This window comes from Thalassotalea sp. G20_0, from assembly GCF_017744175.1.
GTDB lineage: Bacteria > Pseudomonadota > Gammaproteobacteria > Pseudomonadales > Endozoicomonadaceae > Endozoicomonas.
Genome location: NZ_JAGHQV010000034.1, coordinates 1 through 12701, shown reverse-complemented (window position 1 = coordinate 12701; position 12701 = coordinate 1). Strand labels below are relative to the sequence as shown.

General features: G+C 47.3%; 10 protein-coding genes and 1 rRNA gene. 4 read left to right on the top strand and 7 right to left on the bottom strand.

The window, feature by feature from the left end; translation table 11 throughout:
* Positions 1-11: 11 nt before the first annotated feature.
* Genes menB through menD form a run of 3 tightly spaced genes read right to left on the bottom strand, consistent with a single transcriptional unit; the run spans position 12 to position 3441 of the window.
* Positions 12-851, bottom strand: a complete 840-nt coding sequence (gene menB / locus J7438_RS18075) for a 1,4-dihydroxy-2-naphthoyl-CoA synthase (RefSeq protein ID WP_101747640.1) — start codon at positions 849-851, stop codon at positions 12-14.
* A 20-nt stretch (positions 852-871) separates the two neighbouring features.
* Positions 872-1693 carry a 2-succinyl-6-hydroxy-2,4-cyclohexadiene-1-carboxylate synthase gene (menH, locus tag J7438_RS18070; protein WP_209277653.1) on the bottom strand — a complete coding sequence of 274 codons (822 nt, stop codon included), beginning with the start codon at positions 1691-1693 and terminating at the stop codon, positions 872-874.
* Positions 1690-3441, bottom strand: a complete 1752-nt coding sequence (gene menD / locus J7438_RS18065; RefSeq protein ID WP_209277652.1) for a 2-succinyl-5-enolpyruvyl-6-hydroxy-3-cyclohexene-1-carboxylic-acid synthase — start codon at positions 3439-3441, stop codon at positions 1690-1692. The genes menH and menD overlap by 4 nt, the downstream gene beginning before the upstream one ends.
* A 244-nt stretch (positions 3442-3685) precedes the next feature.
* Here menD and J7438_RS18060 point away from each other — a divergent pair, with 244 nt between their 5' ends.
* Positions 3686-4942, top strand: coding sequence for a hypothetical protein (locus tag J7438_RS18060; RefSeq protein WP_209277651.1), 1257 nt, complete (start codon positions 3686-3688; stop codon positions 4940-4942).
* A 56-nt stretch (positions 4943-4998) separates the two neighbouring features.
* On the opposite strand, the gene J7438_RS18055 is transcribed toward J7438_RS18060, so the two are convergent.
* Complete coding sequence (locus J7438_RS18055; RefSeq protein ID WP_209277650.1) at positions 4999-6450, bottom strand: isochorismate synthase; 1452 nt, start codon at positions 6448-6450, stop codon at positions 4999-5001.
* A 256-nt stretch (positions 6451-6706) separates the two neighbouring features.
* Between J7438_RS18055 and J7438_RS18050 the strand changes: the two genes are divergently transcribed.
* Positions 6707-7051 (top strand): hypothetical protein, encoded by a 345-nt coding sequence (locus J7438_RS18050; RefSeq protein ID WP_209277649.1) that lies wholly within the window; start codon positions 6707-6709, stop codon positions 7049-7051.
* A gap of 53 nt (positions 7052-7104) precedes the next feature.
* Here the strand turns inward: J7438_RS18050 and J7438_RS18045 are convergent, their stop codons facing one another.
* A complete protein-coding gene (locus J7438_RS18045) occupies positions 7105-7329 on the bottom strand; it encodes a hypothetical protein (protein WP_101749297.1) in 225 nt (74 codons plus the stop codon).
* 154 nt (positions 7330-7483) lie between these two features.
* Here J7438_RS18045 and J7438_RS18040 point away from each other — a divergent pair, with 154 nt between their 5' ends.
* A complete protein-coding gene (locus J7438_RS18040; protein WP_209203948.1) occupies positions 7484-8032 on the top strand; it encodes a hypothetical protein in 549 nt (182 codons plus the stop codon).
* 12 nt (positions 8033-8044) lie between these two features.
* On the opposite strand, the gene putP is transcribed toward J7438_RS18040, so the two are convergent.
* Complete coding sequence (gene putP / locus J7438_RS18035) at positions 8045-9556, bottom strand: sodium/proline symporter PutP (protein WP_353620157.1); 1512 nt, start codon at positions 9554-9556, stop codon at positions 8045-8047.
* 213 nt (positions 9557-9769) lie between these two features.
* Here putP and J7438_RS18030 point away from each other — a divergent pair, with 213 nt between their 5' ends.
* Complete coding sequence (locus J7438_RS18030; protein ID WP_209277647.1) at positions 9770-12412, top strand: WH2 domain-containing protein; 2643 nt, start codon at positions 9770-9772, stop codon at positions 12410-12412.
* A gap of 168 nt (positions 12413-12580) precedes the next feature.
* Here the strand turns inward: J7438_RS18030 and rrf are convergent.
* Positions 12581-12696: ribosomal RNA gene (rrf, locus tag J7438_RS18025) — 5S ribosomal RNA — on the bottom strand.
* Positions 12697-12701 lie beyond the last annotated feature (5 nt).

Below are 12701 nucleotides of genomic sequence, written 5' to 3'. Positions count from 1 at the left end.
GTTAAGAGGTTTCAGGAATTACGACCAAAGCGGCTGAAATCCGGCTGACGTTTTTCCAGGAAAGCATCTCGTCCTTCCTGTGCCTCTGCGCTCATATAGAACAGCAGGGTCGCATTACCCGCCAGCTCCTGAAGACCGGTTTGACCATCGCAGTCGGCATTCATGGCGGATTTCAGGCAGCGAAGCGCCAGAGGAGAGTGCTGCAAAATCTCACGACACCATTCTACGGTTGTCCGCTCCAGCTCTGCCAAAGGCACAACGGTATTGACCAGCCCCATATCTTCAGCCTGTCTGGCATCGTACTGACGACAGAGAAACCAGATTTCCCGGGCTTTTTTCTGACCAACGATACGTGCCAGATAGCTGGCACCAAAACCACCATCAAATGACCCCACTTTCGGACCGGTCTGACCAAAACGGGCATTATCCGCCGCAATCGTCAGATCACAGACCAGATGCAGAACATGACCACCACCGATGGCATAACCGGCAACCATGGCAATCACCGGCTTTGGACAGGTTCTGATCTGACGTTGAAGATCGAGAACATTCAGATGATGGGTTCCTTTATCATCCTTGTAGCCAGAATCGCCGCGAACGCTCTGGTCACCACCGGAACAGAAAGCCAGATCTCCGGCACCGGTCAGAATCACCACACCCACCGACTCATCAAAACGTGCTGACTCCAGGGCTTTCTGGATTTCTACAATGGTTTGTGGGCGAAAGGCGTTGCGTTTTTCCGGGCGGTTAATGGTAATTTTGGCCATACCCTCTGCCCGGTGATAGAGAATGTCCTCATAATCACCGCTGAGGTTTTCCCAGATCACGCCTGAGTCCAGCTGCTTGCTCATATCCAACTCCTTATAGCTCTTCACAAGAGCTCTCTGAGCAACCGGGCCATTGCCTCTGGTTGCTCCCGATGAACATTGTGTCCACACCCGGTCACCGGGTGGACACTGTGTATCACATGCTCTGTCAGCAAATGCTGTCCAAGCTGCCCAAACTTGTGATCATTTTCACCATAAAAATAATGAACGGACAGCGGTGAACCGGGACTGAGCTGACAATCAGCCTTGAGCCGGGAAAGTGCCCGGCGATAGTCTGGCTGCTTCGATAGACTGAATGCCATCAAGGCATTAGCCAGAATCGAACCACTGCCTTTTGATCGCTCAGCAATCAAAGAGCGAATCTGGCTATCATTCAGGTCAGAAAAAACCGGCTGTTTATACCAGTCCAAAAGCACATCAGCCACTGATTCTTCAGTAAAACGTCTGGCCCATTGCAGATCTGACCGATAACGATCGCTTCTTTCCTGCTCACTGACCAGCCCGGGATGCGCTCCTTCCAGTAACAGCTGCGCCACTCGCTGCGGGAAAGCAGTGGTATACGCCATGGCCAGACGCCCTCCCAGTGAATAGCCCAGCAGGTTGAACCGTTTCAGGCTGATGCCTTCCACCTGTTCAATGGTTTGAACCGTCTGTTCCAGGCGATAGCAGAAGTAGTCAGCGCCCTGCTTATCTTCCTCCAGCCACTGGCTTGAGCCGTGGCCCGGCAGGTCAATAGTAATCAGGCAATAGTCGTCTTGCAGAGGTGCCAGCAGGGAGCCCCAGTCGTTTGCACTGCCCAGAAACCCATGCAGTAACACCAGGACTGGCGCATGAACATCACCAGCGCAGTAGTAAGACAGGCTCACAGTGTTTTCGCCATAGCGACGGCCTGTTCAATACTTTTTGCCCCAAGGCCGGATTCAGTAAAGACTTCAATAATGGAGCAGCCAGCCTGACTGCAGGCTCTATTAAACTGCGCGGTAAAGTCATCAATGGATTGCGGTGCAGAGTAATCAATTCTGAACATCTCAGCCGCATGCTCTGCTGTAAGACCGTGGGGTGTGACAAAATAATCATTAGTCACATGGGCAACCTCATTGCTACACCCTTTGGTGGTCACATAGAAAATACCACCACCGTCGTTATTGATCAGCACAATAACCAGCGGCGTTTTGCACTGTGCCGCCAATTGCAGGGAGTTAAGGTCATGGAGGAAAGAGATATCCCCGATCAATAACACCATTGGCCCCTGATGTCCCGCAGCACACCCTGCCGCAGTAGCAATCAGCCCATCAATGCCACTGACGCCACGGCTGGCATAAACCCGTGGCAAATGGTGTGTTGAGAAGATATCCACCATGCGAATGGGCAAACTGTTCCCCAGGAACAGGCTGCTTCCGGGCTGTAACAGTTCCCCCAGAGAAGCACCGAGCCATTGCTCATTAAGCTGCTCTGGTCGTCGACTTTTCAGCAATTCACCAAGCTTTTCTGCCCGGGCTGTAAATGGTGTGCTCCATTCCCTGTCAGCCTGTATCGCTTCATTGTTGAGCAACAGTTGACGACAAACTGAATCAATATTACCCACCAGGCGCACACTCTGCCGCTGTCCTGTATCGACTCTTCTGGGTGCAGGGTCAAGCATCCAGAATTCCTGCCAATGGTGCCGGGCAATAAATTGATCCAATCGTTTCGACGTCAGGTAACCGCCAATCTGCAGCACACGGTCGACCTTATTGAATAGACTTTCGCTGGCAGAACTGGCCAGTAACAGGTCAGCATGCCTGATGGTTTTCGGGTGACCGTGCAGCTGTGATTGAACATCGGCAATTAATGGCCAGCCCAGGCGTTCTGATAACTGCACAATGATATTAACGTCAGTCTCAGGCATCACCCGTCCCGCCACAATCAGGCCTTTACCATCGGCAAAACGCTGCCAGCGACCACTATCAGGCAGCCGGGTTAACTCTGGTACAAAGTACTCAGTATAAGGCGTTAATGAGGCCATCCATTGCTGGATACTGGCAAGATAGACGTCATTTTCAATAAGAACCGTTGCTTCCTCCTGGTGGGGGTAGAGCGGCTCCCGAAACATGCAGTTGATATGCAGAGGCAGCCCCAGCGCTGATGAACGGGCATACGCCTGATCAATACTGCCCAGCAGCCAACGGAGGGAGATGGACCTGTCCGGCGTTGGCAAGTCCAGCGTCGCGCCGGTGTAGTTACCAAAGATATTCAGCTGATCAATGGCCTGATTTGCACCACAGTCAATCAACTCGGGAGGGCGATCAGCCGTCAGAACCACCAGCGGTATACCCGACTGGTGAGCTTCGATAATCGCCGGGTAGAGATTAGCAACCGCAGTGCCTGACGTAGTGATCAAAGCCACCGGTTCTCCCGCTGCCTTGGCCAGGCCCAGGGCAAAGAAACCAAGCCCTCGTTCATCGAAATGAATATGGCGGGTCATACCATGATGATCTGCTACGGCAAAGGTCAATGGAGCTGAGCGGGATCCCGGGGCAATACAGCAATGCCGGATACCCAGTCGCCACAGTTCTTCGATCAGCACTGCAGACCAGATGCCGTTGATATTTGCGTCGTTGGTTTTAACTGTCATGAACAAACTCACCGCATGAGCAGCCAGTGATGGTGGGAATTTCCAGACCTTTCATGTCATTAAGAAAGGCCTGAACTGCCGAAGATGATTCCAGCCCGGTAGTCATGGGCTGTCGATAGGGTTATGAACTTTTTCTCAATTTGAGACTCTAATTCCACAGGGTTATTTATCAAACCATTACTTTAGCGGCTGCTTATATTCTCTGCAGGCAGGTTCTGTCAAACATTTTTTGAGGTGTATTATTGTGGATAAAACTTTTTTTGCTACCGGTAGAGCATCAACTTATCAAGCATCAATGGGTAATTCACCGAAGGAAATTGGTGATGACATCAATAAACTGGCCAAAAATTTTATTGAAAAATCTATAGTAATCGATGAACAAGTGCAAACTAATGCCGTTAATATCAGTGATATCAGAAAATCATTATTTGCCAGAACCATTATTCGGTTGAACGATTTATCGTCAACACGCTTCACGTTAACTCCAGGGCTTTATCACTTGGCTAATCCTACTGATCCAGAGCGCTGGGACTGGAATAAATGGCAAAAAAATTTAGTTGATAGCCAGCAATATGATGCTGTTGAAGATATCGTTAAAGATATACCTCTTGATCATAGAACTGATCTTTTGAAAGATTTTTTACGAGACATTGACCCACAATATTTCAATGATTATCTCATTGCAGTAGTATTAAAAAATGACACCCCTAACCAATTTAGAACAATACTTGAAACCCGTCTTGTAGAAGCAACGTCCTTTATTAAGACTGCGATCAAAAGAGGACTTTTGCAGGAAACTCTTATCAATAGAATATACAACGAAGGTATCCCTGATACTGGGAAAGCAGCTTCACCCAGTGCATCCGCCACCAGGCCAACAAGTCACCAGGATCCCATTAATGCACTCCAGAATCGGGCTGCCTCACAGCTTGCAACAGAGTTCTCCAGATTATCTTTGATCTACGGAGACCTGCCTGACAACAGCAAAGAACTTATGGGTCGGTTTATCTCTGTGTTAAACACTGACTATCAGTGTGAGGTAGGGTTGTACGAAACTAACCCTGAATTTAGCGAATCTTCTGAAATTTCCAGCAACAACCCAACAACATTTATGAAAGAAGAATGGGAAAACTGGCAATTCGCTCTCTACGAGGGAGATGATAGCGTTGGTCAAGGTTATTATGCTGCCAGGGAAGATAACAAGAGTGAACCTATTATTTCACAAATCGAAATTCTATTAGCAAACAACTGTCTTCAAGAACAAGTCAAGAGTGCATTCCGATCAAATGCTGATATCCTCAGCTTAAAGTTGGATTTCCCTGAAGTCGTTCTGGATGATGACAATCTGCTGGAACATTGTTTTGACGCTTGTCGTGCTAAAGGAATACCACTAAACAAAATTATTACAGGATTAATTGCTTCAGGCTGTTTAACACAAGAAGTAATTGATCAGGTCTTGAAATTGGGGATTGATAATTCATCTAATGTCGTATCCGACTAACCAGAACAAATGAAAGTATTACATTACTTTCATCGCTTCTGAACTTTTCAGAGTTGTCAGCAGGTACGTGAAGAGAGCGCTGCATAATCATGGTTACTGTCTACACGTTTCTCTGCCTGACCCGAAAATACAGCGATATCACCGGTCTGTTGATGATCAAGAATATCCAGTACCGTGGCAATTTTATTGTCCAGCTCGGACCACTCTTCGTCGGCCACCGAGTCCTTCACAATACCCGCACCGGAGTAGAGCATCAGGGCATTATCAGCCAGACGGGCGCTGCGAATTGCCACACTGAAATCACTCTTTTGAACACCAACAATCCCACACACACCGGCATACAAGCCACGAGCGTAGGGTTCGTTGGCGGCAATAAAGGAGAATGCGTCCTCTCTTGGAACGCCCCCCACTGCGGGGGTCGGATGAAGTATATCCAGTAACTGTTGATCACTCACGTCGTGGTTCAGTACGCCACGAATCTGGTAACGCAAATGCTGTATATGGCGCAGTTTAACAATCGAGTGACTGCGATCCGCTTCGAGGGACTGACAGAGGGGTTGCAGCCTATGGCAGATATCATCCAGAACCAGACGATTTTCATGGATATTTTTACCATCGCTCATCAGCAGGCTTGCCAGCTGAGCATCTTCAAGCAGGTTCTGACCGCGGACAATGGTACCAGCCAGGGCCTCGGTAGAAATAATATTTTCCAGTCGCTTCACCAGTCGCTCCGGAGAGCAGCCAAAAAACGTTTGCCCCTGCCCCTGAAACAGGAACTGATAGGAATGCGGGTTCGCCTGCTGCCATGCGTAAAGCAATGAGAATGGGGAGAGATGCCCCTCAAGTTTCAGACACGTTTCCCGGGATAACACCACCTTATCCAGCACGCCCGATGCAAACGCCTGCCGGGCCTTGTCAACCAGTTGGTTCCAGACATTGACGTCTGGCTGGTAACCTGCGAGCTGAAACGTAAAGTCAGCCCCGGGTAACTGCTGGCTGCAGTTGAGTGCTGCGATAATCTCCAGAGCTTTGCGAATACTGCCATGGTATTCCAAAGCATTGTCAGACCTGAGGTTCACACCCAACACCGTTCCCTTGCGAGTCTGAACCAGTTCCAGCAGTGGCAGGATGACCCTTCCATAACCAAAAGCAGACCATATTGACGCTTCATCATCCGCAAAGGAGAGGTAGCAGAGGCAGTGACTGCTCATAGGCTCCGGCAAATGACTCAGGATTTTGTGAGCACTGGCAAATGCACAATCCAGGTCCTGCCGACAGGATAATGTTTCTGACCAGCTGTAACCGAGCGCCGCTATAGCATGATCGCCTTCCCGGTCTCTCCAGAACGCTTTTTCACAGCAGTCCTGTGCCGCCAGAAAGCCCTGCAGGTGAATGGCCGGGAAAGGTAGCTCAATTCTGACCAGCCGCTTTTCAGGCACAGGTTGAGATAACAGCTTTTCCAACTGTTCCACCATCAATGCTAACTGAGCCTGAATTACACTGGTCAAGACATCCTGCCAATAAGATCGTTAAAAAAAAGACATCGTAAGATAACGAAATTGTACGTAGATTGGCCACCGGTATCTGGATCGTATTTACCGAGAAAAGCCATGACATCCCTAAGGGTATAACCAACTGTTGGTAATAGTAGATGAATTTTTCAACGTAACTTTTTATCATTGCATTTTTTTCAACGCTGAAATTCATGCCTTTCAGCAGAACTGAACCCTTGATCAGTTTCATCAGCACGGGTAACTATTCACCATGGCCACCAACGGAGAGTCAGCCAGACAATGGCTGGAACAGAACAGGGAGCAGATCTCGGAGGAACGAATTCTCCAGATTCGCAGTAACCTGGTAAAAAAGATAAACCAAATGGCGGATGCTGAAGACCTGGCTGTATCGGATGAACATCAGGGGTTGCTAGAGGCCCTTGATGTGATGGATGCCTGGCTTCAGGAACGCGCGACACCTCAGGAAACAGCAGTGGAAGCTTCAACGCTGGATTACAGCCCGCTTATTCAGGAGCCGTCGCAAACAGTCCCTCAGCTGACTCAGGAAGAGAAGCTGCGCCGCTTCCAGAATCTTCTGAAGGACACAAAAAAATAACGGCAAATGGTGAGGTTGCGCTCAGGCAACCTCGCCAACCGTCTGCCGGGGCATCACACTTTCAACCGCTCACACTCCTCAACGACCCGGTCGTAGGTCCAGTCCCCGCCGCCGGGATGCTTCACCTCGTGTTCAATCAACTTCTGGCACATCTGCATAGGGTTCAATCCCTTTTTTGCCAGTCGCTCCAGAGTCTGCTTCAGCTCATTGTCTGCTTCACTGAATTCCTGAGCGCTTCGGGATCCTTTCTTTCTGACTGCAACTTTTATTTGCTTCATCGTCAATTCACCTAAAACAATGTGGGCCTCTGGGAAGCCACCTTAGAATAACGCCCTGGCAAGAATAGCACCGGGGTGATCTATTCTCAGGCAGCCTCCCGGATAATCTATACTCTATTCTTAGATTCTGCGCGCAGTAAAGCAGGAGTTTATTATGAAACGTCTTTACTACCTGACTGGCTCACTGGACAGCGTCACCAAAATTACTGAAGACCTGCACCGGGATGGTATCACCAACTGGCATCTCCATGTTTTAAGCCGAAACGAAGCTGGCCTGTATCACAAACAGGTTCACAGTGCCAATATGCTGCAGGAAAACGATGTCATTCACTCCGGAGAACTGGGAGCCCTCATTGGTGGTGTTGTCGGCCTGCTGGCGGCCACAGTGATTGAGTGGTGGAACCCAATCGGGATAGAGATCCCGCTACCCGCCCTTCTGGTGGTCGCTGGCGTCTTTACCATGTTTGGTGCCTGGAGTGGTGGATTGGCAGGGATCACCCGCGAGAATTACAAAACGGCCCGCTTCCACGATGATCTGGTAAAAGGCAAACATCTGATTATGGTGGATGTCTCCAGACAACAGGAGCAGCGGGTGCGCTACCATCTGAGCAAATATCATCCGGAAGCTTCTCTTGCCGGTGTGGATACCACCCTGACACTGCCTTTCAGCCCTAACTTCTGGCGTTATCCGCGCCATAACTAGTCAATAACCTGCTTATCCATTGTCAGGGGATGGTGATTTCACAAGTGTCTGCACCTCCTGAAAGGTCTCGGACTCCGCATCAGAAGGTGCTTTTCCCAACAGGCTAAACACCACTATTGCCACTGACGCCGCGATAAAACCGGGAATAATCTCGTAAACTTCAAAAATTCCCCCACTGAGCGAACGCCATACCACCACAGTTACCCCTCCCACAACAATACCAGCAAGGGCTCCCAACCCATTCATTCGCTTCCAGTAAAGGGAAAAAAGCAGCGCAGGACCAAAGGCGGCACCGAACCCTGCCCAGGCATAAGACACCATCTCCAGTACAGAACTGTCCGGGTTTAGTGCCAGCACCGTGGCCAGTACCGCTATACCGACAACAGCCATACGGCCAACCATCAGCATCTCACCCTGAGTAGCATTTGGACGCAGCATATTGCGATAAAAATCCTCTGCTACCGCAGTAGAACAAACCAGCAACTGAGAATCTGCGGTACTCATAATGGCAGCCAGAATAGCGGCCAGGAGAATACCGGCTATGACCGGGTGAAAAAGGGTATTCACCATCAGCATAAAAATAGCTTCCGGGTCGTCTAATACCAATCCCTGCCGCTGGGTATATATGATTCCGGTCAAACCAACCAGCAAGGCACCCAGCATACAGATTCCAGTCCATGAAACCGCAATACGCCGTGCCAACGTTAGCTGATGACTGGACTGCACCGCTTTAAAACGCGCCATAATGTGTGGCTGGCCAAAGTACCCCAGCCCCCAGCCCAATAATGACAAAACCGTAATAACAGAAAGCGCTTCCCCCCGAACATCAGTGAACATGCTGGTCAGATGGGGGTTCAGTTGGTTAATATCAGTCAGCATCTGCCCGGCACCACCGGTGACTTCCAGCACGGTCACCGGAACAATCAGCAGTGCTGCCGACATCAGCAGGCCTTGCACCAGATCGGTCCAACAGACCGCCAGGAAACCACCAAACAGGGTGTAGGAGACCACACTCAACATGCCAAGAATCACCGCCAGCTGGTAGTCGAAGCCAAAAACAGATTCAAAGAGTTTGCCACCGGCTACCAATCCTGAACTGGTGTAAAAAAGAAAAAAAATCAGGATAAAACCCGCACTGACCGGTTGCAGGATATACTTCAGATCGGAGAAACGGTTGGAAAAAAATTCGGGAAGCGTCAAAGAGTCATTCGCAACCGCACTGTATATTCTTAAACGACGGGCCACCAGAAGCCAGTTCAGCCAGGTTCCTCCCAGTAGCCCCAGACCCAGCCAGATCGCCTCAAAACCAGCCGCAAACGCATACCCCGGCAGGCCCAATAATAGCCACCCACTCATATCAGAAGCACCGGCGCTTAATGCCGCCGACCACGGCCCCAGTGAGCGTCCGCCAAGAAAATAGTCAGAAGAGTTTTGGGTTCTCTGCCAGGCAATATAACCAACCCCCAGCATGGCAATAAAATAGATCAGGAAGGTTATGGTTATTTGTAGTTGGTTTTCCATGATGGCTAAACTCTTGGTATATATATCTTCAACGTTAGCCCACATTTATTTGTTCAATTCAATTGGAATACCTGCTGATTTAATTAGTTATTTATCAAATAAAGTCTGCCAAAAATATGACTCTTAGCCCTGAGATAAAAAATTATTTTGATTAAAAGTTTCCCTTATATTGATCCAGTTAAGGTACGCTATTATTCACAAATGAACTTGTAATTTGTGGATAAAGACATGGACAGTCAACGCATATCACCCCCCTCCTATAACCAGATAAAATTACCTGACCAAAAACCAGCAAGGTACGTTGGAATTGAATCAGGCAAGGACAGTAAAATATTGGATAGTCATGGGAAGCTGGTTTCCAAGTGGGGACGAAAGATTGAGAATTACCTTAAAATAGAGCGAATTAATCCAGAAAAATATGCTCGCAGTCAAAAAATGCATGAGTTTCAAGCATCCTTAACCAATAGACGGGTCAAACTTTTAACACAAGAAGTTCAAAGTACATCTGATCATATTGATAGCATATTGAAGCTTCCTGACGAAATCCCAAAAGACTGTGAATTTATCAGCCATAAAAAATTCCAGAAGCTTGTTCAATCAGACGTTAAGAGATATCTCTCTTATGAAATCAGATCCTGCAACTCGGGAGAAAAACTCCTTAAATTACACGAGGAAGTACAGAGACTCGGAGATCACCATCGCCTGCCACCCAAAATAACAGATCCGCTCATTAAAAAAATTAATGCTCAAATGGCAATACTTGTTGAGGAAATGCCAAATCACCTCAGAAGCATTGACCCTGGTGTAGAAAATACTCATACCCTTGAATTGACCAAGCAAAAGTGTGAAGTGGTAAAAGGTCTGTACAAGGCTGCCAAAAAGATTGATTACAACTTATGCAAAAAGCATAGAAAAGTATTAAGAGATACGATGATCGACATGTTTTCCGAAGATGTTGAAAAAGTAGCGACTTTGTGCAAGGCAAGAAACAACCTGAAAGAGAATAAATATTTATCAGATCAAATTATGGAAGTAAGAAAATCAATAATATATCCATTCTTGGAAGAAGCTGCTACAAAATCTGACACGTATTTTGACAAAGTCGTAAAAAGTACCGATGTACAAATAAAAGATTTGAAAGCACAACGTGAAATAATACCCAAAATAATTACAAAACTTAATGAAAAACTAACAACTGCCTCTCAAATCATAAAAAATCAGGCGAAAGCAACGGCAGATAATGAAAATTTATTAGAAGGTAAAAGAAAAAAAACAGAAGGTACAATCCAAAAACTTGAAGAAATAGAAGCTAATAAATTTAATGATTTTAAAAGACTACAAAATGAATATAAAAACCTGTATGGAGCATTGACTTTCAGGCTGAAACAATTTAATTCCAGTGTCGAAATATATTTTAAAGACCAACAAAATATGACACCAGAAACTCTCACACATCCTGAAGCATTCCTGACTGCTTATAGAGGAGTAGAATTAACCAAACCATGGGAAAGCCTACAAAGCCTGGATCCAACAGATACCAATTCGAATTTGGCTTTACAATCCTTCAATCATGCTTGCATTGATAGCCACTTTAAAAAACTTGTGTCTGAGGAACGGGGCTGGTTACCTGAAAAGGAAATAAAAAAACTCAAAAATCATGTTCAAGAATCAGTAACAGAAAACTCTGATCAGAAAGAAGCCTATGATCAATTGGTTGTTGCGCACACCGCCTGTGAGCTGGCCAGTAATGCATATCAAAAAGCCACGAAGGATGAGACAAAAAATGCCAAGAAGTATCGTCGACAAGCCAATATAGTGCAAAGCACTGTTACTTCGCAACAGCTTGACACAGCAAAACAACTGAGAATGTTGCATGCAAAGCCAGTAACCAATAAAACTGATCACATCGGTGTTGATGCCAAGCCCGACGCTGAAATGAATGAAAGCAATAATCACTCTTTGAGTAGCAGTTCTGCTGACTCAAGTAACAAAGCTCCAGCAGTAAGTGATGCTGAAGTACCTCAAGACAGTATTGACGCAAACATTCCCTCAGGCCTGCATCAGGAATCAGCTACTGAAAAGCCACAGACCTTCCAAGCCAAAAAAGTATTACCACCGATACCCAGTAACAGCAACACTACAGGGAACAGGGACGCTGAAATACACCCCAATGGAAATAAACTACCACCAATACCTCAACGCCCCGAAGAACAAACACCACCAATACCTCCACGCCCCGAAGAACAAACACCACCAAAACGCCCAACACGCCCAACACGACCAGCACCACAACCGCCATCTTCTGAAAACACAACAAGTGGTGGAGATAAAGGCCTAACCGATGGTAGTAAATCAGTACCGACACCACCACCTCCGCCACCGCTACCTGCTGGCAACACTACAAAAAGCGTTGGTGCTAAAGGGCAAACCGGTGGTAGCAAACCAGTACCACCACCATCAGTAGGAGGCCAGACCAAGAAAGGCAGTAGTGGCGTCAAAAATCAAGATGACATAAGAAATGCAGTTCTCAAGGATATTCGCAAAGGAAAACCATTAAAGAAAGTACCTGAGAATAAAAAAAGTGATAGATCCGCTTTGAAAAGCAATGCAGCTAAGGATCGAAGTCAAGATAAAGCACCGGAAGGTGAAAAGTGGGGTAGTTCCGCAGCAAACTCTAAACAACCTGGTCAAGAGAGCAAGGAAGTTGACATAGCTACTGCCCTGAAAAATTTCTTATCGCCTGAGGATAATGATAATGATAATGCCTTCTTGAAAAATGCCATAACTACTAGAAGACAGTATATTGAAACTGGTGGTGAAGTTAACTCTGATGATGATGATGAAGCGTGGATCAACTAACCCTCCTTCAAGGATACTAACATCGGTTGTAGCCGCCCGGGGTTCGGTCATTTCATTGCTGAGCGCCTGTGCCGATGGAAAGCATCAGTTTTTTCCAGGTCATAAAAAATCCCGGTTGATTACTCAACCGGGATTTTCAGCCTTGAGTGAACTCTAGGTAAGAATGGTGCCTGGCGATGACCTACTCTCACATGGGGAGACCCCACACTACCATCGGCGATCGGTCATTTCACTGCTGAGTTCGGGATGGGATCAGGTGGTTCTAACCTTCTATGGTCGCCAGGCGAAA

What these genes read in the sequence shown, in the direction of transcription:
- menB (WP_101747640.1), bottom strand. Translation starts at nt 851, where the DNA reads ATGAGCAAGCAGCTGGACTCAGGCGTGATCTGGGAAAACCTCAGCGGT.
- menD (WP_209277652.1), bottom strand. Translation starts at nt 3,441, where the DNA reads ATGACAGTTAAAACCAACGACGCAAATATCAACGGCATCTGGTCTGCA.
- J7438_RS18050 (WP_209277649.1), top strand. Translation starts at nt 6,707, where the DNA reads ATGGCCACCAACGGAGAGTCAGCCAGACAATGGCTGGAACAGAACAGG.
- J7438_RS18045 (WP_101749297.1), bottom strand. Translation starts at nt 7,329, where the DNA reads ATGAAGCAAATAAAAGTTGCAGTCAGAAAGAAAGGATCCCGAAGCGCT.
- J7438_RS18040 (WP_209203948.1), top strand. Translation starts at nt 7,484, where the DNA reads ATGAAACGTCTTTACTACCTGACTGGCTCACTGGACAGCGTCACCAAA.